This window comes from Sphingobacterium sp. ML3W (assembly GCF_029542085.1).
In the GTDB taxonomy this organism is placed as follows: Bacteria; Bacteroidota; Bacteroidia; order Sphingobacteriales; family Sphingobacteriaceae; genus Sphingobacterium.
The window spans coordinates 6,340,460-6,365,427 of record NZ_CP107036.1 but is presented as its reverse complement, the minus strand read 5'-3'; the positions used below and the strand labels follow the sequence as shown (position 1 = coordinate 6,365,427).

The 24,968-nt window shown below is 36.9% G+C and carries 17 protein-coding genes; 6 read left to right on the top strand and 11 right to left on the bottom strand.

From position 1 onward, the window contains the following. Positions 1-440: 440 nt before the first annotated feature. Positions 441-1,172: a MauE/DoxX family redox-associated membrane protein gene (locus tag OGI71_RS26300; protein WP_282253138.1), complete on the top strand. Its 732-nt coding sequence runs from the start codon at positions 441-443 to the stop codon at positions 1,170-1,172. Further along, positions 1,166-1,549, top strand: coding sequence for a hypothetical protein (locus OGI71_RS26295; RefSeq protein WP_259255682.1), 384 nt, complete (start codon positions 1,166-1,168; stop codon positions 1,547-1,549). The genes OGI71_RS26300 and OGI71_RS26295 overlap by 7 nt, the downstream gene beginning before the upstream one ends. 59 nt (positions 1,550-1,608) lie before the next feature. On the opposite strand, the gene OGI71_RS26290 is transcribed toward OGI71_RS26295, so the two are convergent. From OGI71_RS26290 to OGI71_RS26275, 4 genes are all read right to left on the bottom strand, one after another. Then, positions 1,609-2,967, bottom strand: coding sequence for a RagB/SusD family nutrient uptake outer membrane protein (locus OGI71_RS26290; RefSeq protein WP_282253137.1), 1,359 nt, complete (start codon positions 2,965-2,967; stop codon positions 1,609-1,611). Positions 2,968-2,980: 13 nt separating this feature from the next. Further along, positions 2,981-6,148, bottom strand: coding sequence for a SusC/RagA family TonB-linked outer membrane protein (locus OGI71_RS26285; protein WP_282253136.1), 3,168 nt, complete (start codon positions 6,146-6,148; stop codon positions 2,981-2,983). Positions 6,149-6,192: 44 nt separating this feature from the next. Next, positions 6,193-8,505 (bottom strand): TlpA disulfide reductase family protein, encoded by a 2,313-nt coding sequence (locus tag OGI71_RS26280; RefSeq protein ID WP_282253135.1) that lies wholly within the window; start codon positions 8,503-8,505, stop codon positions 6,193-6,195. 125 nt (positions 8,506-8,630) lie between these two features. After that, positions 8,631-9,005, bottom strand: a complete 375-nt coding sequence (locus tag OGI71_RS26275) for a hypothetical protein (RefSeq protein ID WP_282253134.1) — start codon at positions 9,003-9,005, stop codon at positions 8,631-8,633. Positions 9,006-9,677: 672 nt separating this feature from the next. Here OGI71_RS26275 and OGI71_RS26270 point away from each other — a divergent pair. Both OGI71_RS26270 and OGI71_RS26265 read left to right on the top strand, forming a co-directional pair. Then, a complete protein-coding gene (locus tag OGI71_RS26270) occupies positions 9,678-10,121 on the top strand; it encodes a helix-turn-helix transcriptional regulator (protein WP_282253133.1) in 444 nt (147 codons plus the stop codon). Positions 10,122-10,143: 22 nt separating this feature from the next. Next, entirely contained in the window at positions 10,144-10,782 is a 639-nt protein-coding gene (locus OGI71_RS26265) for a hypothetical protein (protein WP_282253132.1), read from the top strand. 79 nt (positions 10,783-10,861) lie between these two features. On the opposite strand, the gene OGI71_RS26260 is transcribed toward OGI71_RS26265, so the two are convergent. The 7 genes from OGI71_RS26260 to OGI71_RS26230 all read right to left on the bottom strand — a co-directional run bounded on the left by OGI71_RS26260 (position 10,862) and on the right by OGI71_RS26230 (position 19,186). After that, the gene (locus OGI71_RS26260; protein ID WP_282253131.1) at positions 10,862-11,743 is read right to left on the bottom strand and encodes a putative phage abortive infection protein; all 882 of its coding nucleotides are present in this window, start codon (positions 11,741-11,743) and stop codon (positions 10,862-10,864) included. After that, positions 11,736-12,689: a hypothetical protein gene (locus tag OGI71_RS26255; RefSeq protein WP_282253130.1), complete on the bottom strand. Its 954-nt coding sequence runs from the start codon at positions 12,687-12,689 to the stop codon at positions 11,736-11,738. The genes OGI71_RS26260 and OGI71_RS26255 overlap by 8 nt, the downstream gene beginning before the upstream one ends. 330 nt (positions 12,690-13,019) lie before the next feature. Further along, entirely contained in the window at positions 13,020-14,723 is a 1,704-nt protein-coding gene (locus tag OGI71_RS26250) for an ATP-dependent helicase (protein ID WP_282253129.1), read from the bottom strand. Further along, entirely contained in the window at positions 14,714-16,777 is a 2,064-nt protein-coding gene (locus tag OGI71_RS26245; protein WP_282253128.1) for an AAA family ATPase, read from the bottom strand. Before OGI71_RS26245 ends, OGI71_RS26250 begins: the two co-directional genes overlap by 10 nt. Positions 16,778-16,900: 123 nt before the next feature. Then, positions 16,901-17,806: a hypothetical protein gene (locus OGI71_RS26240; RefSeq protein ID WP_282253127.1), complete on the bottom strand. Its 906-nt coding sequence runs from the start codon at positions 17,804-17,806 to the stop codon at positions 16,901-16,903. Between the two features lie 341 nt (positions 17,807-18,147). Further along, positions 18,148-18,651, bottom strand: a complete 504-nt coding sequence (locus OGI71_RS26235; protein WP_282253126.1) for a hypothetical protein — start codon at positions 18,649-18,651, stop codon at positions 18,148-18,150. A 295-nt stretch (positions 18,652-18,946) separates the two neighbouring features. Next, positions 18,947-19,186 carry a MazG-like family protein gene (locus OGI71_RS26230; RefSeq protein WP_282253125.1) on the bottom strand — a complete coding sequence of 80 codons (240 nt, stop codon included), beginning with the start codon at positions 19,184-19,186 and terminating at the stop codon, positions 18,947-18,949. A 603-nt stretch (positions 19,187-19,789) separates the two neighbouring features. Between OGI71_RS26230 and OGI71_RS26225 the strand changes: the two genes are divergently transcribed. Beyond that, positions 19,790-21,892 carry a right-handed parallel beta-helix repeat-containing protein gene (locus OGI71_RS26225; protein ID WP_282253124.1) on the top strand — a complete coding sequence of 701 codons (2,103 nt, stop codon included), beginning with the start codon at positions 19,790-19,792 and terminating at the stop codon, positions 21,890-21,892. Positions 21,893-22,183: 291 nt separating this feature from the next. Continuing rightward, on the top strand, positions 22,184-24,319 hold the full coding sequence (locus tag OGI71_RS26220; RefSeq protein WP_282253123.1) for a hypothetical protein: 2,136 nt from the start codon (positions 22,184-22,186) through the stop codon (positions 24,317-24,319). Positions 24,320-24,968 lie beyond the last annotated feature (649 nt).

Below are 24,968 nucleotides of genomic sequence, written 5' to 3'. Positions count from 1 at the left end.
TCCTGAAATTTATTTTAAGCCTGTTTGCAGCCTTGACAAGACTCAAATACTACCCCTACACTGCGCTATTATCTGGGCTACCTTTGATTTAAGGCGTACGAGAAAGTAGCAGCTGACGCTCAGGCAGGCCGCTGTACCTCATGAAGGGGCAGGTACGGCGCCCTGTTTTTAAAGAAGCAAAGAAATAATAAAAGCCCATTCAAAAATAATAAACACGGCAATACAAATAATTAAGATGAGCACAACATGAATAGTAAACTGGTCAAATCAAATAATTACGACCGGAATATAAATAGTTAGAAGGGAAATACAAATAGTTAGCCTAAACTAAGCAATAAATAATAAAACCGCAACCGGAAATAATAAAACAGCGGAAAGAAATAATAAATACCACAGTACAAATAATTAAAGCTATGGAAGCGAATAAAACAAGCAGCATAATGTATAAAATCCTTAGGGGCATAATGATCCTCTTTTGGATCTATGTAGGCATGGACAAGATCTGGCAGCTGAGCGCGTTTCGGATCGCCCTCGAGCAGCAGCCAGTAATCAGTGATCTGGCTCCAATACTCTTTTGGTCACTTCCGCTTATGGAAATCGGTGTAGGGATACTGCTGGCCATGCCACTAGCAAGGCTGCGTGCCTGGGGATGGAGAGCCTCCACCCTATTGATCATCGCCTTTACGATCTATATTGGCTTAGGCGTATTCAATGTTTATGCACAGAAACCCTGTATGTGCACAAGCTTTCTGAGCCGTATTTCCTGGACTGCGCATCTATTGATAAATATCGTGATTCTTGGGCTTTCTATAACGGGATGGGTGTTGCATCGCATAGTTGCTAACTATGGCGAGCGAGTAATCACGGGCAAGACAAACATCGCATTATTTCTGATTGGCTTTATAGCAATCGGCGCCATCAGCTATCGGGATATCCGCGGTACAAAATCAAAAGATATGTGGTATACGCCAGACAGCCTATATCCAGACAGTCTATATTATGATCCAGCACATAACGACGTCAGTAGGCCTATAGTAGGCAGCCTGGCATTCAGATACGATCGGTACACAGAACCGTACCGACAACAATTATTTACCAAAAGTTTGCAGGCCAGTATTTTTACCAACCAATCGCTGGCTTGCAGTACAGAAAGGAGGGTAGCTACATGCTAACCAAATTTTTAAACAATTATGGCTACATGATATTAGGCGGAGCCATGATTATCGGATTCTCAGCATTTAAAGGTGCTGAGGCTTATGCAGGAAAAAAACTAGATCCTGTGACTATTTACTTCCATGGTGATCCTCAAGATGAGGATCAGGTTAAAGATGCCTCGCGTTGGAACACCACGCCCAATGATGAGGACTGTAACAGTGCAAACGTTATGGCTTGCTCTCAGGTAGTAGATGAATCTGATCTGAATTCTTCAGATCAGCTGAATCCAGCGAAGATTCAGCTTGGCGCTACCGCAACTTCTGGAGGAAACTATATCCCATCTAGAACCGGTGGCAGCAGCTCAACTACATTTACTCCAATCAATAGGGGATAAATGAAAGGAAGGGGTAATCCGATCGGACTGCCCCTTCCTTATTTGTGCCTACATTTTCTTTATTTCGGATTTTGCTGCATTCCCGTCAACCTAATAATATCTTCAGGAAGAGGAAGTGCATAAGCGTTGGAGTTTGGCTGTAAAGTAATCAATTCCCCATTTAGTTTCCTTGTTATTGAAATCTCCCCTCCTTCTGCATTCAACCGTTTAAGATCCATCCATCTCAGCCCCCTATACAGCAATTCCTTTCTTCGTTCTTTTAGAATTATAGCTAGTGCTTCTGTTTTGTCTTTTATCACATAAGGAGTAAATGTGCCCACTTTATACCGGTACGCGAGTAGATAGTTTAGGTCTGCCATTCCTGCCTCTACATTTCCCATTCTCACATTGCATTCCGCACGCATAAGATACAGCTCGTCCGTTGCTATTCCCGAAAAAAGTTTAGAAGATCCCGCATAACTGCCTTTGAAAGTAGTCGTTCCATCGGCTGCTACTTTGAAGTATGCTGACCTGCGCAGATCATTACTTTCATACGAGCGATACAGGAGCGTATCAGTCAAAGCGCGCGAACTAGTCAAATTGATATTTACTAATAATTCAGCGTAAAACAATGTCTCTTTATTAAAAAGCGTAAACGGGTAGGACGCTGTCATCTTTACTTCCGATAAATTATTGAAATCAAGCAGTTCAGCATTGTATTTCAGGGCTAGATCAACATAATAATGGGCCGAATCATAGACTTGCATCGATAGGTAAGCGCGAGCCAATGTAGCATAAGCCGCATATTTATTCGGACGCATGACATGACTGGTTTTCTCAGGAAGCATAAGACTACATTCTTTCAGGTCTGTGATTACTTTTTCGTAACACTCCGCGATTGATGACCGATACGATTGTTCATGAAAATCCGAATTATTTCGCAGCACAATACCCATATCTGTTTTGGATTCTTGGGTATAGGCTTTTGAATAGGTCCATAATAAGACCAGATATTGGCTCGCCCGATAAAATTTAGCAGAAGCATAAATGGCATCATATTGATTAGCATTACTTTCCTCTCGATTGATCTTTTTTATACGGTCCAACACGAGGTTACTATTGTAAACAGTGCTGTAAGATGAGGACCAGTCATTTCCGAAATTCATATGATAATTCTGCCAGACATAAGTCTGCTGGCCATAGTCAAGCAATGCATCATATACGGATTGGCTCAGATAATAATTATCTGCCGACGCTTCCCCAAAAGAAGGAAACTTCAGATTCATGATCTGACTATCATCCAATAGCTTTTGTAAGTCGTCCAAACTAGTCGGTACAGCCAAACCATAGTTTGACTGCACTTCTAAATATTTTTGACAGGCGGACAAGGAGAAAACAACTACTCCTAGCCACAATATGTTAAGAAATCTTTTCATCATTTATGATATTAGATCAATAATCAATTTTTAATCCGATGGAAAATGTCTTCGGTGGACTTAATCGGTAAGGAAATTCCGGATCGATACCAATCTTGTTTGCGCGCCATAGTACTCCTAGGTTGGCCGCGTTTGCCGACAGCCCCATATTAAATGCACGATTTCCGACGGTATACTTACCCTGCCAGGTCAGCGAAACATATTCTAGGCGCAAATGATCTCCTTTATAGACATTGATATCAGCATATTGATAGAATGTGTCTGACATTGAATTTATAGGATATTTCATACCTGGAACCTGCGTATGCTGTTCATCCCCCGGCTGCTGCCATCTTTGATCAAAGTCCGGGTAGGCCGTACCGTTGGCAAACAATGAAAAATAGGACGTCACAGGACGCCTTACATAATAGTCCCCCTTAAAACTGACGTTGAAAGAAAAAATCAAAGAATTCCAAGCCAAGGTATTGATTACATTACCAAAGACCTGAGGTTTGGAGGATCCAAAATAAACGATACTTTCATTTCCTTCTGGTAACGCATCGGCCTGATTACGTATGGCTGTATAGTCTGTGCTTAGCTGCCCATCCAGCAAGCCCTGCCCTTCACCAAATTCATTCAACCCCATCCATTTATAGGCCGCCAATGCGTTCAGCGGTTTACCGACGATCGGTGTGATGGTATTTCCTCCCGAGAGAAAGGATGTGACACTATTTTGTAGGTTGTAATATTGCGTTGTTTTGTTCCTATTTAGGCTTATTATCATTCGCGTATCCCAGTTGACCTTTCCGCTTATATTCTTTGAATTTAAGTCAATGTCAAAACCTTGCCCCCGCATTCCTGCCAAATTCTTAACAACTGTACCCTGTAAGCCCCATGCCGTATAATCGTATTCGCTCAGTCCGTATAAATCTTTGCCTTTCTTTACATAGTAGTCCATACGTCCGGACAATCTTCCTTTTCTTAATGAAAAATCCAGACCAAAGTTAGTGGTTGCCACTCTTTCCCATTTTAGCAAAGGATCATTCAAGGTACTTATCTGATACATTGGATAGCTGGTATAAGTTGCCGAACCGATATAGGCAATTGGATCTGGCGATCGTCGCAGATCTACGTTACCACTGGTTCCGTAAGTTGTCCTCAATTTTAGATAATCAAACAGGGCCAGCTTAAAGAAAGCCTCCTTATGCAGATCCCAAGATCCGCCTATGGACCAGAGCGGCGACCATTTATCATTGGTCGAAGCACCAAAGATATTCGCCCCGTCTTTTCTCAAACTCATAGATAGGCCATAACGGTCCATAAACCTGTCGCTTATATTGGTATAAAGCGAAACGAATCGATTTACATTTTTAAAAAATTGCGGCGCTCCCGGTATCCGACGCATATCATCATCCGGCATCTTTGGAAAGCGAGTTACAAAATCCACCGAAGTGCTTGACATCGGTAATTCATTGTACCCATAGGCCGTATAAGAATTTGTGTTCGACCTATTCTCCCGTACCTCGGCACCAAGAATGCCGACCAGCAGATGCCGATCAATCGATTTGTTAAAATCAATTTGACCACGTAGCGTATACGACCTGCCCTCAGCAGCCGAGTAGCGTTTTATACCACCGAGGGGAATGTTATATTTTGTAGCTGTGGTTCCTGTACCGACGGTGGTAAACTGATTAATCCACTTGCGTGCTTCGTAACTTTCCAAGGTATTCAATTCGTTATTTTCTGTACGCTGCTGCTGAATCTGTCCCCCGACATTCAGGTGTAGGTAAGGCAATACCTTATATTTCAGGTTCAGACTCGAAAACCATTCATTATTCTGCCGCCGGTCTTTTGCATATTTATATTCTGACAGTGGATAGTAATCCCATGGCAGATAACCTTTCGCATAGTTTTCTTTCAGATAACTGCCCCTATATTCCTTTTCAAATGGGATTTCAGTACCATCCTCATTTAGAAACTGAAGATATGGAGTCTGCATACTGCCATAGCTCAACGATGAGAATTCAGGTTTGCCTTTTCTGCTATCCTGATTGGTATAAAGCACCTGCAGGTCTATCTGTATATTGTCGGTAGGTCTGAAACTATTGGACAGCTGGATATTGATCTTTCTATCGAAAGCATCCAGTTCGGATTTATTCCCGGTATATCCAATACCAAACCCATACGAGCTGCGTGTCCCTCCGCCCGAGATATTCAAGGCGTGCTGATTGACAAATGGGACATTATAAAAAGCATCCATATAGTTTTGTCTTCCATTTTGACGCATGAGCTTAGCTATACCGCTGGCCGAATCTGCTGCAGAAATAAGGTTGCGCTTGCGTCTATCCAATAGGTCGATCACTGGCGACTGTGCTAGATACGGCTGGTATAGCAATTCCGAATCGTAGTACCCCTTTTCAAAAAGATATTTTTCGAGTGCGATAAAATCAGCATTTTGGGGCTGATAGATTTTATTCAGATCGCTATTTTCTTTCAGGATTATCGTATTTGCGAGTGTTATTTTTGTCTTCTGCTCCTTAGAAAAAGCACCCTTTTTTGAAGTCATAACGATAACACCGTTCCCGGCGCGTGCTCCCCATATGGCACTCGCCGCAGCATCTTTCAGGATGGAGACACTTTCAATATTATTGGGGTCAATATTACTGATATCCCCCTCATAGATAAAGCCGTCAAGCACAATGAGCGGATCCAGATTTCCGTTTATCGTACTCAGTCCCCGTACGGAAATATTCAGTTTCTGCAGGTCAGCATTTTGTATCGGCTGATTATCAAAACGAATTGCTGATGTCATGTTATTGAGCCTATCCAAAATATTAGTTCCCACCTGCTGATTGAGCATCTTATTATCTACCACGTCAATAGCACCTGTCACCTCATTGGCTTTCAATGTTTGATAACCTGTACTGACAATAGCCTCTTCGAGATAAGTCTCTTTGACAGAAAGGGCTAACACCTTATTCTTCTCAAAAAATCCGGCTGCTACTGTCCTATCTAGATAACCAATACAACTGATCAATAAAGAATCTTTTTCACTGCCTACCTGAATAGCGAATTTTCCTTTCAGTGAACTTGCTGCCTGATTATGCAACGTTTTGTTCCGTATAGATGCCCCCACTAGCTCCCTGCCATCTTTTGCTGAAACAATTGTACCCTGTACCCAAATTTTTTCCTGAGCCTTGCTCATGAAAAACAATACGCTTGTAAAAAGCGCCGTCAACAACACCCTCATTACTTCGTATGTTTAGTAGATACTGTGTAGAAATAAGGATATTCACCAGTGTATTGTGTTGGCGTAAGCGTTATGCCATGCTGTTCCAGCGCAGCTATCTTTTCTTTGATAGACAGATCAAGAAAGTTTCCCGGCAAACGCAGATCAATCCGTTCAGCACTTTTAACTTCAAAAATTACCGGTTTATCCAGAATAGACCTGATGAAACCAATCACACCATTTAGGGGCATATTTTGCATGATCAAAGACTCATTGCCTTTATCCACACTATTCATATACATTCCGCCCTTGGTTTTCCATAGCGGACGAGATACATCTAGCGAAAGCGCGTATGCCGCAACAATACCTTTTTTTCGCTCAACTGCAACATTAAATCGTTCAATCAAAGCATTTCTAAAATAATCGAATGCCAACTCCTGTGTGATACTATCACGCAGGTACAGCTGATACCAAAACTGTCCTTTTGTTGTTTTAAAATCGTATATGAGATCTATAAATTCCTTATTGATCTGATCATCAAAAACGAAAAGACTCGATTGTGCCCCTTGGAAGACATCAGGAAAAGCCAACTGATAGCAGGTATTGAGAAAGTAATTCCCCACCTGAAACAGTGAATTCCCTTTGCTATAAGCCACAGCTGGATAAACACCAAGATAATTTTCCCGATACCCGGACATCACTGAGCAAAATATAAGTCCTGTGGTATCCACCAAAGGCTGCGTGTTTATCCGAGCAGTATTTTTGATTTCTGATTTTTCAATAAATCTGTTTGAAACTCCCGTTTTTAAAAAATCCTGAATAATATCCTCCGTGATAGAACTTGCAAATGAATTAAGCAAAAATTGCCCGGAAGGATTGATAATTCCTATCGTTGGTAAAGTATTATGCGGAAAAAGCGACGTAAACAAGGTATCATTCAGTATTGTCGGCAATACGGGTGTATAATCAAAGTCCTCTTTATATTTTTTAAATCGTCTTTTTATCTTCTCGGGAGTATCCCTATTGCGTTTACTATTGACCATGACAACTTGTACCTTATCCTTAAAGCGCTGTTGGATCAACTCCATGTCGGGGATACCTTCAATGCAGCTCGGGCAACCTGTAGACCAGAAGTCTAACAATATCAGCTTCCCTTTCAGGTCAGAGAACTTAATTATTTTCTTCTTCCCATTGAAATAATTGAGTTCGAGAGACTGGCTCCATACCGCATCAGGAATCTTGTCCCCTGGTTTTAGTGCAAGGACACCGGATAGCCCATCGGCCCCGCTGTCCTTGCGGGGCGTCTGAGCCGATAAACTAAACATAGAAACCATCAGAGCTAATACCATAAGAGCTCTGATGCTCTTCAATGCCTTAAAAGAAAAATTAGATGATTTAAAAACTAAAGCCAAGCATGTCAGCGACATGCGAAAAGTATTTTTATAACCAAACAAATAAGCAAAGCATTTTAAAACCCTCTGAGCCATTAAAATTCCATCGATAACAAAAGAGTCGATAACAGAGACAACACGCTCATAAATCGTCTTAAAACCATTAAATTTAAAACAACTCTCTCCTCTTCCATTGACCAATTCGGTATCCTCTCCTTTTGCCGGCTGTGCTACAGCAGTATCAGACTTATACCCAAGAGCCACCATTGAACTCCTGACAGCTCGTACCTGTTTAGTACCTCTTTGGTATATCTCCGGTAGCTCTTTAGTACATTCACAGTACCTTTTTGGTACCCTTTCGGTACACTCCCGGTAGTTTAACGGTAAACTAACGGCACCTTTTGCGCCGAGGAATAGACCATTTAAGTACCTACCAACTCCTGACCAACTTCTGCCTTTCTCCCAGCGATGCTCGGAATTTCTTCGGGTGGGCTTCGGGTCACCCTCGGGAAAAATCAAAGGAAAATTCGAAGAAAACTGATAGCCCACTGCATGAAAGGCAGAAGTTGGGGCGAAGTTAATTCGAAAATTGTCAGAAGAAGATGGCCTTTCGGCTCGCCTTCGAGTGCTCTTCGGCAACGCTTCGGGACCTCTTCGGGGCTTGTTCGAGACATGTTCGGCTACGCTTCGGCTCGTCTTCGGCAGGGCTTCGAGTACGCTTCGACTCCTACCCGAAGCGCAGCCGAACAACAGTCGAAGCGTTCCCGAAGAAGAGGCGACGCTGGTACGACGCAGTGTCGAACGATCCTCAAACAAAAGCCGAAGGCTGCCCGAAGAATCTGTTTTTTTTTGAAGGTTCTGAGCGCTAATTTTACAGCGCCTTTTTAGCAGGATCGCAGTACCTTTAAAGTACGTTTTTCCTTGTCTAATTTTCTTACGCAAATTTTGCGTAATTAGTACTATATCTGTGCTTAAGTAGTGCTTCACAGGTACTTGAAATATATAGGTTATATAGCCCTTTAAAAAGGCTAAAAATTTCAGGATATTCATTATTTTTTTGTTAGTGGTTATTCAGACAACCGACCGAAAAACTCAGCGACTTTCTTGCTCAATTCTAGCTCTTTTCCGATGCGCTCTTCAGCTTCTGCTGACATCTGCATTTTACGCAGGTCTATATTGCGATGATAGACGATACAATAAGCGATCAACACCCGATACAATGCGGTTGCAAATTCTTGCATTTCCTCATCTTTTAGGAGCCTATTCACTCCTGCGCCACCATCAAGATACGTGCTTAAAAGATGTAGTGTGTTAGCAGAAATAGCTTCTAAGGCAGAATGTTTCCAGAATGCCTCAATCTCCTTTATAGGGTCATAATCGACCTTATGGACATCATAAATCATCAAGTCAAAAGAAAATTGTAGCGCTAAAATCCTGTTCATTTTTCAGTAAGTCAATCGTAACCGAAAGCACATAGCGTCCACCATCCGATCGAAATCAGCTTTTTATTGGGAGCCTGATGTTACTCAGTTCACATTAGTAATAATTAATTCATTCTGGAAGCCAGATCGCGTTTGATTGAGGGGTCACAAGGTGTATAATATTGGCGTTACGCAATCCATGGCAAAGAGAACCAAATCTTATTTGGCCAAACCAGCCGAGCTACTCGGGGGCAGTGATGATGTTTTTTGATCGTTGCTTTTTGTTCATAACTCGTTTGTTTATAACGAGTCTTCTAGCAGGTAGAGAAACCAACAATGGCGTGACATCCAACCTACTGTCAATGAGGCCCTGAGAAGCCCTGGAACGAGTAAGCGGACGCCACGCCATTGCTGACGGGCGTTTTGATCCACTTATCGCCTTGTTCCAAATTGAAATTTCTCAGGTTTCACTGACAAGACTCATAAGTGCATCCACCTGTATGAGATGGTGCAAATTTATTGTTTTAATCTACTAAAGACAAATAATTTACTTTAAAAATGGCTTTAAACTATACATAAACCTCATTTTATCGACAAATAATCGTATCTTTATATCAAAGGTAAGGAACCAATTATTTAGAGCAAAATGGTAAAATACCGGTAAATTACTGAACGTATTAAAATCTATAAAAAATGGGCGTTGCATTTCAAGAAGAGAAAATACACGAAGGAAAAAATCTAAAAAGAATTCGTGAAATCATGGGTATGAAACAGGAGGCTTTGGGACAAAAATGCGAAAGCAAATTTGATCAAAGAAAGATTTCAAATTTTGAAAGTTTATGGACCATTCCTGAACCTACTTTAGAAGAACTGGCGAATGCTTTAGGAGTTACGGTTGATTTTATTCGAGCTTTCAATGAAGAAAAAGCTATCTATTACATACAGCATAATCGAGACTCTTCTAAGCAAAATAATTTGAACCATTTTCCTACTATAACTTATGAATCCGATAATAAAATAGAAGCCTTATTGGAAAAACTCGTTCAAGATGATGCTGTTAAGACCAAAGCGATTTTGGATTTGACAAAAGTTGTTGCTGATTTGGCAGAAGAGGTGAAGAGGTTGAAAGTAAAGTAAAATAGAATCAATTAACCTAATAATGAAAAAACCGACAATTAAGAGACTAAATAGATTTACAACTCTTCCGATATTGTTGGATCTATTACAACGCAAAAAGTTAACTCTGCTGAATCCACAGCTTTGGGAAGACAAAAATGATGCTGAAGTTATTTTAGAGTATAAAAAGAGAAAGAAAGTTAGAAATCTTTTTGCGATATGCATGTCTCATGCCGATGAAACTATTCATAATTGGAAAGCATTTTCACAAGGTTCAAGTGGATGTGTAATTGAATTCAACGCGATAGCATTATTCGAAATTTTAGATAATATTCCGAATTTAAGACATCAGGCAGTAGTTTACAGAAAACTTGGAGATATCGAAAAAAAAGATAGCATCATCGATATTGAAGAAATGCCCTTTACAAAGAGGTGGCCTTATAGGTGTGAAGAGGAGTATAGAATAATCGCTGTATCAAACAACATGAATGATACCTTTCTAGAGATTGACATCTCATTAGATATAATCAACAAAATCACGATAAGTCAACAAATGCCTGACACAATATACAAGACGATTAAAGATCATCTCAAAGGACTTAAAGGTAATCCAGAAAGTAGGATAAACAGATCCACTTTGTACGAAAACAAACGTTGGATCAATAGATTTAAAAAGATATAAAGAGTAATCTATTGCAGCCGACTTGGGAGCGAGATAGAAACAGAAGCTTAAAGAGTAACGCCATTTTAAAAGACACTGTCTATATATTTAAAGATTTATTTTTTTTCTCATCTCTATTTAAAAACTTAAACAACGTATTTGGATATAACATATGAAGCGATCTATGCAATAAACTACTTTGATCTAAGTTTTCAAGTATCTTGTATTTTTCTATCCATAAAAATATTTTATTTTCTTTATTGCTATTAAGAGCTTTATCGCTTAATGAATTACAAAAAATTAATCCTAATTCATCATTAGATAGCTGCGCTTGTATTAGCTGAATATACTTCAAAGCATCATTATGTGGAGCTATTTCACGATTCTCTATAACGAATCGAACAAGATTATAGAAATATCTAAAGTAGTGGCTCAATTGGGTGTAATAGGAATTATAAGATTCCAAATAAATGTTATTTAGATCATCTTTTACCATATCAATTTGGGATTTTGATGAAATATCAAATTTTTCAATTCTAGTTAGAATATCTACGATATCCGCTTTAGTACTTAGGTGATTTTTGTATTTTTCTCTAAGTTCTTCTATAACTTGATGAAAAAACATCTGCCCTGTGTAATTATCCCCACCAACTTTTCCCTGTACAACATTTTTTATATTAAAGAGTTGATTTAACATATTGAAAAATGTTGTTTCAAATTGTTGAGTTACAACCTGCCTTTGAGCTTGTTCAAATTGCTCTTGTTGTTTACTTAATGTAATAAAAATCGCAAAAGTTCCTGCGCCAGTAAAAAGAAAAGCCAACACGCTCGCTATATTATTCAATTTCGAAGCATATGCCCAATCAATAATACCAAACTTTACCTTATCTTCAACAAATAATGTATAAATAACCAAAAGTGACAGCGACAATCCGACAAAAATGAATATCCAGGCGAGTATAGTTGTAAATTTCTTAATCATTCTTTTTATCCAGTTGATCTATAATTTTATGACATTCTTCCTTTATTGAACTTGATAATGGAAGACCAGTTGTTTTATCATATTCAAGCCTATGAGTTACATCTATATCTCGACTAAAGGTATCCCATTTGGATAGATCAAGAACTTTTTCTTCTTTACCAACCTTTACATAAATTTTTAGTCTTTCATATGGGATATCTTTATCAGTAAGCTTCACTTTCAAATCCTTACCGCTATTTAACATTCCTTTAACCGAATTCATCATCGCAACAAATCTATTTCTCTTAGCGCTTATTACTATCTCCGCTTTAATGTCTTCGTAATTAAACTGATCATTTGTGTTATTATTGGTAAATATATTGGCTATACTTTCTGAATCAAAAATTGCAAATGAAGCCTTACTAATTTTACCTTCATTTAAAAAATGTAATGCTTCGGAACTTTCTAATCCATCTGGTTTAAGAGATAATGTATAATCTGAATACTTACTTGCAAAAGTACTTTTCAGCATCTTAGAAAGAATAGTATACACACCATAATTTTCAAACCTCTGAATCAACAAGTAGCCAACTCTTTTATCTTTCGGAAGAGATATTAGAAAAAAGAAGGGTCTCATTAAAGAGTGTTCTTTTAGGACGTCATGTACTTTTTTACCTTCTTCATCTACAATTACTGACTCAAACCCATATTCTCCTGATTCGATATAACCAGAAACTATCCGTCCCGTTGTATCTAAATTATTATCTGATATTATTGTTCTCCTCTTCGTTTCTGCTTCATCAAGAACCTTTTTGTTAGAATTAGCTTTTAAAAACTGGGCAGGTAGCATTGTCAATAGATCTAAAAGATCTTGCCCTGAATTAAAATCATTTAGTACCTCTAACTCATCTGTAACTCTCTTTTTGTTTATTGTAATTTTATATACGGAAATTGAAATTTTGCTCATACGATCTTGTTTGTAAAATGGACCGAATTTCAAAGCACTTTTTATAATGCCGGTCAATTGGTTGTAAATGTGTACCCCATTTCATCGCTAATTTATGGAATTCACGCTCATAAAGATAAATGTAATACCTAATCAAAACAAAAATACTGCAAAAAATTATCGTCATCGTAAAAAACCAGCAAATGCGATCCTGCAATTGTATCGGCACCCCTTGTTTTGATAGTCCTTTAGAGCCTTATATTATTTGTATAGTTCTTTATCTTCTTTCATCATTTAATGCTTCCCTTTAATTCGCTACTATTCCGTAACCAATTCTTATAACAGCTTTAGTTATGGAAGGCGCTCTACTTCGATACCTATAGCTTTTAAAGATATTTCATTTGCAGAAGACAAAGAAGGAGTAGATATGAATAAATGATTTTGGGCTCTACTAAGGGCGACGTAATTTACCCGATGTTCTTCATTTGAAAGTAAATTGGGATTTAATAAAAATGATAATACTGTATTCTCATTGAAAGCGCTACCTCGCCTTGCTTCCAGAACAACAAGCACACATTCGAATTCATCTCCCTTGGATTTGTGAATTGTCCTACATGTACCAGTTTCATATAGGTTTTTCACTGCTATGGCAGCATGTGTGTAAGGTGTTGATGAATAGAAATTGAAAGCGCCTCCTGACCTGGGCGCCGAAACTGTTTTAATGTTTGTCCTAACAAAATTTACTAAACCTGATAAATTATCGTTGGCAAAGCTATCGTAGTTATTAAGCAGCTTTTTTAAAGCCTCTAAAGTCTGTTTCTGGTTATCCAATGTTTTATTTCTGTTGAACGATCGTCCTAGTGTCTTAAGAGCATCTTTAAAATATCCAAGTCTTGCATATTCTATCGCTTTGATCGAATCGGAAATTATTCGACGCCTATCAGATGAACTATCAGCAGATTTTAATTGTTGTAGAAGATCGTTGTGAACGTTAATACCTAAGCCCCTCTGTAAAGCATTAGCAGTTGTATTCTCTCTACATAACGAGAACACCTCAAGATCTGGATATCTATTGGCTATAGTAGATAGGGCACTAAGTTTGTCGCCGACAATAATAGTTGGAGTTGAACCGGATATATTCCTTAAAGGTTGTTGAGTTAAATTTGGCCTGATTGTATTTAGTAGTCCAACTATTTGATTGGTGCTTCTCCAATTTCCCGAGATCTCATATTCTACTATGTTTGGTAATGAAAAACTATTCAGCTGACCAGGAACGGCACCTAAAAAAGAGTATATCGACTGAATTTCATCACCGACAACACCAACAATGGTTTCGTCAACACCTATCAATTTCAGAAGTGCAATTTGAATTGGACTGGTATCCTGAAATTCATCTACCAAGAAATATGGAAATTTTGCCCTTAATACTTTTAATACGAATGGTTTTTTTCTAACCAGCTCGTAGCTAAAAAAAAGTACATCATCATGATGCAGAAGTCCCTTAGACCACAACATTTTTTTATATTCCAGATAACCAACATTACTGAAGTATTGTACAGGATATGGAGGTCTTATAATTAACTGCTCTGGATTTGCTGTGTCAAATTTCCATTTCAGGCTCTGCCATGTTTCAACAATCTTTTCATCATCACGCAAACGTTGTTGACCAGTCCTTACTTTCCAATCCTGTATAGTCTGATATCCGCTTAAAACAACTTCATCGTGTCCATTTAGGTTCGTCGCATCTAAATTATAATCATGGGCAATTATGTGGATATATGGTTTAATAAGATGCGTATATAAGAAACTATGTATAGTACTTATCTCCAGTCTTCCACCATGATCGCCGACTCTTTTAAGAATTGTCTCAGTGGCAATATTGGTATAGGTTATACAAGCAATTTTTCCCTGAATTTTTAATCTCTTACTGTTATTCAGAATATTTTTTATATGATTTACAAGAAACTGTGTTTTTCCTGCGCCGGGCCCAGCAAATACTTTGAAATGCTCTTCAATATTCTGTAATATACTATTTGAATCTATAACTACTGACATGACCAAATTATTGCATCTTTAAGATAGGTTGGAACAACAAATGAAATAGGAGTTTGGCTTTGCAGGTTATCTTCTAATTTAGCGGCAATTTCTAGCGCATTTCCCCCTTTGGACAAACTGTTCAAATACCTTGCTGCCAGTAGAGCTTTCATTTTAGTAGGTTCGTCCCATCCGGCTGCATTACAATTTAACAGAGAAACTGTAATACGAGTATTTTCATCGCTTTTGTGCATGGTATTCGCTGTTACTACGTCAGCAACCTTCTCACCTTTGGCAATATGTGTTGATATTGCTGTCAATTCTACCTGATTTGAAACGCTATCTGTTATAAGCATTTCACATGAAGGATTTGAAAACATCAGCTCGTATTCTAAGGTCTTTCCAAAAACAGCATCCTGAGAGAAAAAACGAATATTTGGATGGGTCGCATATTGTGCAATCGGTGGATCTCCGGATATCTTGTATTCGTAATTTGCATTATCTTGATTAAGTTCAAAGGGGTAGCATTTTTTATACTTTTCGTTAATGCCTAATTTTTTTCTGGAGGGATCTTGATCAGTAATACACGCTACAGTTTTATAGATTGTATAGGCATTATTCGAATCAAATAATTTAAGAAAATGATCAAAATATCTTCCGCCAACATTGATTACGACGGTGTGTGTGTCCTCGATATTTTTGCCGATGTATCGACCTAACGTAGGTATCAAAATTTGTTCGGCAATTCCTTCAACCAATATAATATTCTTTGCAAAAAGCATATCAGAGCGCGTCGCATCTAAGAAACGTTGAACATAGGCTTTGGAATTATTTCCTGCTACATCATTCGTAAATACCTTCCCCGGATAACCTATGTTTACGTTCCCTCCCGCATCGCCACTTAGACAGATGATCTGATCAAGTGAAACAGCAGCGGTTATATTTGTTGAATGACTGGTTATGAAAATTTGTCTTGCATTCTGAGTTTCTGTTGAATGAAGAAATCGCAACAGTTTATATTGTAACGATGGGTGTAAATGTGCTTCAGGTTCTTCAATCACTAATACCGGAAACACTTTGGCATTGCTTCCAAGATAATCACCATTGGTATCCACCTGCATTTTGGCTAACAAGAGGGACATGTAAATCAAATTGTTATAGCCCAATCCATTATGGGTTGCAGGTATTTCGATGCCTGTTGTATGGGTTATTATCAATTTTAAAGCGGAGTACATTTCAATTTCAGATATCTGTCCGTCAAAGCCAGGTTTTGCACCATCGAATGCCGCTCCAGTTTCATCTGCATATTTCATTATATGGTCACGCCCCTCTTTCATCCTATTCTGAAGTTGGGTTATCAGATTTAATGCATCAGCAGAAAACGTTTTCTTATGGGCTATTATTTCGGAGTATTTAGCAGCTTTATCCTTTAAGACGTCATTTTTTATCTGAAAATCCATAAAAAAGTCTATTACTTCACGGAGCAAAGAAGTTCTACCAGTTAACATATCTCTTTCAACATCTCTTATTGCGTGCAAAAATTGATAATCGAATTTTTGTAGATTTTCTGATTCCGCTTGACTTTGGAGTACGGGATTTCCTCCATAAATCTTATGTACATATTTCCTGAGAAAGTCATGTTTAATTTTTAACCATGCTGTCTTCATATCAGTTTCACCTGCCAAAGCTTCTAAATATTCAGTGTGCTCTGATTCGGGTAAAAAGAAAACGTATGTGAGCATTGCATTATAGGGCGATTCCAATTTTGTCAACCATGGTGACACCGTCACCAAATCATCAGCCGCGAGATCTTCATTCTCACTTTCTGAAATCGACAACGTTATAGTCACTTTTGGAGGTTGCGCACGTAAATCAGAAATTGGAATGTTTTTATTAAAATCATCAATTTCTAGTTTTCTTGAAGTTTTATTGTCCAGAACAAGCGACAGTGCTCTTAATAGATTTGTTTTTCCAGCGTTATTATGTCCAATAATAACATTCACACCTTCATTGAATTTAATTTGACTATCTTTAAAATTTCGAAATCCCTCAATTTTTATACTGTTGATATACATTATGGCTAAACAATAAAAATAAACACTATAAACAAAACTTAAAATAAATATATTTAAATTTAACTGAAAACTAATTTAGGCAGAAAAATTCACAAGTATTCTTCGACTAAATCTTCTTTCTTTTTACCTCAGATGATCCAAATCTAATTCTGGATAGTTAATTTTTGCATACTCAATAAATTCATCGAGAGAATTAACATATTTTATAACGAAATTAACAAGTTCTTTCTTGGGCTTCTTATATTGTTTATATATTTCTTTAATAATAGCCTTTTTGGTCCCATTTTTCATTTGAGTAACCATTTTTTTGGGCGGGTTATCCATGTTCATAACTTCTTTGGAAATATAATTTGAAGAAACAAACCAATTATACCTATTAACAAAAGCACGTGTTCCAGCTAGAATTTGAGAGGGCACTAAAATAATTTTTCGCCCAAAAACAGGTAACTCTACTTTTGCAGTTTCCCAGAGTTTTGACTTATCATTATAAAATTCAATATTAACTATCTGAATGGGAACTTTTAGTCTATTACACTCGTTTAGAGTGAATTTAGCAAATATATCTCTACATACATTTGCTATAATATCAGACATAATATCCTGACCAATGCCGTGCACTAACAATAATACATTATGAGCTTCATTAGTTATAGAAAAACCCTGTTTAGCAAAAGCATTGTTTCTTAAAGAACTAAAAATGTCATTAGCAATGAAAGATGAAACTGCCTTTCCCTTATTACTTATGGAATAGCCTAAATGATATTCGTTAGGCTCATGAAGGTGATCCAGAAACTTTACACCGTTTATTTTATCATTTTTTTTAATATAACTATTATTTAATTCTCTAAGAAAATTTTTCATTCTTTCACTTATTTCCAAAATAAGAGGCTGATATTTATATTTTTCGATTAAGAATGGACATATAAATGCTTGTATCTCATTTTCATCGATTGGAATGTTGGCGAAACCTATGGCTACTCCTTTTTTTATTTGATAATGCTTGGTAAAACTTAGTGACATTATTTTCATTATTTAGTTAGTAATATTCAGAATAAAATATATTTTGATTTTTCAGATTTAGTCCTACCTTTGCATTTCCAAACTTAAAGATAAAAATACTCTGAACTCGCAATATGAACCTGGCTCATCAGCGAGAGAATAATTATTACTTTTTCATATATAATAATATTTTAGGTTAAAATTATTACACAAACAAAAACCTGACCTTTTTAAAAAAGAGAAGAATTGACATAAATTTTAAGTGGGCATTCAAGACTTTATGGCAGTCTCTCTATATTGTATGAAAAAAAGGCATTATTTTTTATTAATTAATTAATAAAAATTGATCCTTCTAAAAATCAAAAAATGAATCAATTACTTTCAACCAACTGAATAGCTCTTTGAATACTCATTGAAGGTGAAAAATGCTTTTTCCTTATAATTTCTCCAAAACTTGTATATCTCACATGTGAGTTTTTATGGGCTAGGTTACCCCATTCGATTGCATCATTGTACGAATCTTTTTCAAATAATTGCTGCTGTAAGTTATGCTTACCCAACCACTGTTTATATATTTGATTTCTAATTTCAGTTTCCCTTTCTAAGATTTTTCTATTGAAGTTGCCGTCATTCGGATTTGCCAAGTACGCTGCAATGGCATCGATCATTTTAAATTCCCCGATAGCATCGGTAAAGCCATTGAAACCTTTTTTTCTATATTCTACGTCCAAACTGTCGTATACTAAATTTCTGGCAGGTCTAACAGCTATTGATTCTTCGGGAATAGCTAATGAAATTTCTTTTGTTGGCTCGGGCTCAGTGCTTCCACAAGCTGCGATGAAGACGATCAATAGTATAGATAAGAGACTTTTCATATGACATGAGCTTATTTTAATAATTTTCCCGATTAGAGGTACAGAAACAAAATAAGTGCATCTATACTAATAATTTTTACGGTTTTCCGTAATAAGTTATGTATAAAATAAAATGGGATGATTAATTTGATACATTAATCATCCCATTCATTTAAATTATTACATATTAAACAGAGAATATATTTCATACTCGTACGAATATGTTCTCAATTTTATTCAACCTAGCTCAATTAAAACTATGCTCATATCGTTCTTTTTCTTAAATATAATATCCTTACTCAGTTTTATGATTTCCCTATAACTCGTTATATTTTTTAGCCGTTCCCTTGGCCTTTTCGACTGGATATTTTTCGTTGTTAAGTTTCATCTTGTCCTCAACGATCTGCTTAATATCAAGTCCGTGCTTATCGGCAAGCAACAGCGCATACATAATTACATCTGCAAGTTCGTTCTTCAGTTTATCAGGATTGGCATCCTCATTCCCTTTCCAAAGAAAAAGCTCCAGTGGCTCGGAAGCCTCAATGCTCAATGCCAACGCTAGATCCTTGGAATTGTGAAACTGCTCTCAATCTCTTTGCATCTCTGAACGCTCTGATCTGTGCTATTAACTGCTGAATATCCGACATGATAAAATCTTTTAACTAAAAACTGGCCTTTGTCCAAATATCCGAAATATTGTTTAGGAATGAAAGGCCGATTATTTAAGGTTATTTCCAAAAGTAAAAAGAAATAGCCCTATTTAATCCTGACGGACTTCCATTTGTTTCGTAAGATCATATAACCTTTGGATATAATTTAAGTAGTAGCGGTAACTGTTTTCTGTGTAGATTCTATCAAGATTATTAAACTCTTCAAATTTTTGACATTTGAAAACCCGACTAACTCTTTCTTCCAAAATTAGTGCTGGTCCGCCTTCTACCAATGAGATGCCCAAAAAATATAAAAGCTTTGAATAGGTCGACAAACCTAAATTTTTAATTTTTAGGATCGTAAAACTGCTCGTTGGTAAAACTCAAGATATAGCAGGTTCTTCGTCAGCTTTCGGTTGTTAGCGTTTACCGCTAAGATAACCTGCTTTTTACTTAATCGTGCCTTCCATAAAGTCTATGTTTGTTTATCATTTAAAAACAAAAACATTATGGCAAATCAACTTCTCATCAAAAAAACAATGGCAGATATGCGTGCGTTATCTGCTGCTGAAATTACTGGATTACAAAATAACACCTATGATGGCATACAACTTCTAGGATATTATCTAGCCGGCGATACTCCAGATCCTATCATCTATTATCCATCCACCACCACGGCGACTGACAATGGAGGCAGCGTAATTGTAATAGGGACAATAACACTGGAACACAATTTTAACTCGGAAATTGATGTAAGATATTTTGGTGCTTTCCCGAACGTGACAGCGCTCGACGAAATAAACACAACTGAAACTCCATCTGACAACGTAACCAATAAAATTCAAAATGCATTAGATCTAGGTGGTAATGTTTTCCTACCGAAAGGCAGATACTACATTAATTTTAATCAAGGGCTTTTTATTTCTAAAAGTGGAACAAACTTTTATGGTGATAAAGGATTATCTATACTAGTTGGAGGAAATAGAAATAGGAGATCTGACGGGTTTTATTATAGAACTTTAAATATTGTTAATTTTGATACTTTAAACGTAGATAGTGTAAAAATTTTTGACCTCTGCTTTGAACGTAAAGCAGAGGCCTGGATTAATGATCAAGATCAGTTCTATCATCACATTAATATATTAGGTGGCTCAAATATAGATATCTATGCTGTAAAAATATTTGGTGCATTAGGTGATGGTATATGTTTAGGAGGAAACACGAATCAAACCGAGGAATTAACAAAGAAAATTTTTAATAGTAATGTTAGTATTCATGATTGTTTCGTAGATGGGAGAAACAATCAAAACCGAAATGGTATAAGTATAGTAGATGGAGAAAGTATTAGGATCTTTAATAATACGATTCAAAATTTTACACGCGCAGATATGCCTGGCGGAATAGACATAGAACCCAATGACAAACCCAATTACATAATTAGAAATATTTTTATTGAAAATAATATTTTACGTAATATTGGTGGAATGGCAGGTGTGATAGGTTGTTATGGCAGTCCCGATCCTAAAATTGTTGAACCAAACAGTATATTTATAAGGAATAATCAGATTTTAGGAGGCGGGACAACTAAAAATAAGTTTTCATTTTTTGTGGATATGAAAGCTAGCCCCAAAGATCAAACCACTAACACTCCATCTAATAATATTGTTTTTGAAGGGAATTTGATACAGGAAGGAACGGGAGATCGTCTATTTTTGCTTTATGGTGTTAAAGATATAATTATCAACAACAATATCTTTGAAAAATATACAGAAGGTGGTTTTATTTCTTTTATCGGTGGGATTCCATCGGCAACAATGTGTATCAATGTCCATATAGAAAACAATCTATTTAAACAGGGAAAATCAACTCCATGCCTCCGCTTCTCTTATATTAATGGTCTGAAAATTAGAAATAATACCTTTAGGGACGCGGCTACAACTACAATATTGGACATTCCCGCTGGCGCGGATGTCAGAAATGTTTCTATACAAGGGAACAGTTTTGAAAACATTAATAATACTGCAACGTATTACCTACATTTAAGTGCAGATCCGAGCACCACAGTTGATATGGATGCCATATACATTGGCGATAATTATATAAACGGAAATCTTATCAATATACTCAAAATCAATAAAAAGGGCGCACCAAGTATCCAGAAGAACATTGATGTAATTTATTCAGGGAATGCTGATTTTGGGGATCTGAGAATATATTCTCCTTCATCTGTAGCAGAATCTAATAGAACTGTCAATTCAAGAGTAGGTATTAACTTTAAATCAGATTCAGCTTCAGGAAATAGTTTATGGAGAGATTTACAAATCATTAAAGTAGCCAATACAATTAATTTACCCACCGCTAATGCAGTAAATGGTGAGATGGTGTGGGATGCTAATGAGGAAAGACCGAAATGGTTTTTCAATAACGGATGGAGAGATCTGCTTGCACCAGCCAGTCCTTTAACTTATGGAAGGGTGAAACAATCTGCTGCATCACCAGATTCAGCAAGTACACCCTCCGCGATATATACTCAAGCAGAAATACAAGCTATTTTAGTGGAACTGAGGGATCTAAAATTAAAATTGCGTGCATCGGGAATACTAGCATCCTAATGTCTCTCGATGGGAAAAAGCCGTCTCATAAGCTATTATGGAACGGCTTTTTGCTCTGTATCGAAGCTTAAGATTTAAGTTCTCCCTTCAGAAGTACTGTCCAAGCTGCGTGTAGCAAAATGGGTCGAAAAAAGTATATGTCTATCATATTGAAGAAATGGAGCCTCCATTAAATCGTTGCTCATGGGGAGTTTTCGGTTGTTGGCTTTTACCGCTAAGATAACCTGCTTTTTACTTAATCGTGCCTTCCATAAAGTCTATGTTTGTTTATCATTTAAAAACAAAAACATTATGGCAAATCAACTTCTCATCAAAAAAACAATGGCAGATATGCGTGCGTTATCTGCTGCTGAAATTACTGGATTACAAAATAACACCTATGATGGCATACAACTTCTAGGATATTATCTAGCCAGCGATACTCCAGATCCTATCATCTATTATCCATCCACCACCACGGCGACTGACAATGGAGGCAGCGTAATTGTAATAGGGACAATAACACTGGAACACAATTTTAACTCGGAAATTGATGTAAGATATTTTGGTGCTTTCCCGAACGTGACAGCGCTCGACGAAATAAACACAACTGAAACTCCATCTGACAACGTAACCAATAAAATTCAAAATGCATTAGATCTAGGTGGTAATGTTTTCCTACCGAAAGGCAGATACTACATTAATTTTAATCAAGGATTATGGATAAACAAGGATAATACTCATTTTATCGGGGAAGATGGGGCAACGCTGGTCTACGGTAGCAAAACCATCTCTAGTACTGGATATTATTCAAAAAGCTTAAACGTATTTAAAGGGGATGATCAGACTATAAGCAATATTACCATTGCTAATATTTCATTTGAAAATAGGGCGCTTAATTGGGTCAATCAGGATGATCAATTTTATCATCAATTGAGTGTAATCGGGGGGCAAAATATAACAATAAAAAAGTGTAAGTTTTTTGGCTTTTTGGGTGATGCAATTACATTAAGTGCCATTAAACAAGGTGACAGCGATAAAAACCGACATTATGAAAATACGAATATTGATATACACGACAATGTTATAGATGGTCGAAACAATGAAAATAGAAATGGTATTAGCGTCATCAGCGGTGAGAATATAAATATTTATAATAATGTGTTTTTGAATTGTACCAGACCGAATATGCCTGGAGCCATTGATATAGAGCCCAATGAAGCGACCTGGCATAGATGTCAGAATATAAACATATTCAATAACTATTTTAAAAATATTGGTGGAAACATCGGAATTATAAGTTTTTACTTCGGCTGGGCCGAAAATGCACCTTATTTATTGAATCCTTCTAATTTTCAAGTTTATAATAATACTATTCAAAAAGGTGATAAATCAAGTTCGGGTTATGTTTTTAATTGGCAAGGAGATAGTGTTAAATCTATGAATACCAATTCTCCATCATCTAATATCTTATTTAGAGATAATTATGCAGAAAGTGGTGTCGCCAGGGGGCCATTTAGAATTACTAGAGCAAGAAATATCGACATTGTAAACAACACTTTTGGAGGTGGGTATACAACAAGTGCAATACTTGGATTTAACAAGCAACAACAACTCCCTGACAATACTTGGATTAATGTGTACAACCCTGAATCAGGCGTCTACAATACAAATATTATCTCCAACAGATTTGAACGATCTGCCGCCAATGACACAGCTCTCAGGTTAATGTACTGTCATTATACCAAAGTACAGGAGAACACATTTATTGACAGTGCATCTAATTATTCTATCGCTATACAAGTATTTGCCAATATCGACAATTTAAATATATCTAGAAATAGATCTTTTAACATTAGTCAGACAACAAACTATTTTATCTTCTATAATCCTGCACTAGAAGGAATCGTGGATATAAATACAGTGCTCATAGGAAATAATACTGTGCCAATTCAAGCAACGAATATCACCCCAAGAGTTAACACGCCTGTAAGTTTTCTAACCAAAGATGGAGATTATTCGGACAAAGGGACTTTAGGTGATTTTTCGCTAAATACTCCTACGACTCAAACCGCAGATAACTTGGTGACTGCCTGGTCCAAGCTAAGGGTAAAATTAGGTGATTATAACAACAATAGTAAATGGGCAAATGTCCAGTTAGTGAAATACGCAAATAATGCGACTTTACCCACAAATGGAGTACTGGGTGAAATGTTATTTAACAATAGTATTGGCAGACCAGTATGGTATAATGGAGCAGGCGAATGGGTAAATATCACCCCCGATGCCACCCCTAACCTCAAAGGTATCGTAAAAGCATCGGCCCCCAGTTCAGATTCGGCAATAGCCCCCAGTGCAAATTATATACAATCTGAAATGCAGGGTATTCTTACAGAACTACGAGACCTAAAAACAAAATTACGTGCAGCAGGATTACTGACTACTTAATAGTTTACAATCACAAAAAACAAGTCGAGTATTAGTCTCGGCTTGTTTATTCATACAGCATCGAAAAAGGTTCTTGACATTATCCTTCCAGCCAGCGAGAGGTTATTTAATAATAAAATTATTTGTACTGTCCGGTTTTATAGGTAGTGGTCTAAAACTGAAAGTATCTTGTCTTGCTTCGATCTTTTCAGTTTTGATATATTTCCGTGAGGTTATTAAAAACTGCTTATCATTCAGAATATTTCCTCGATCTATGTAGGTTTGATAAGGCTCCGCAAAAATTGGCATTAGATAACGTTCAATTGTAATCTTAGTTCCGTCAACAGCATATAGTCCCAGATGTAAGCGGTCTTTTTGTCATCAACATAGCTTTTCGAATAGCTTTCATCGATACTATGAACCCCACTTTTGACCCTGGGGTTTCCACCTTGATAGACTATTCCGTTTTCATACAAAAAAATGATATCAAAAAAATCGCTATCTAATTTTGTATAGTAATAGACGAACGGAGCATGAAACTCCCAAAAAGAATATAACCCCAAGACTAATTATTCTTATCATACTGTAAACGGATTAAGCATAGCAACTCAAGCTAATTCAAGTTATCAAAAATATTTTACTCTAATAAAACTATTTCACATCGGCTACT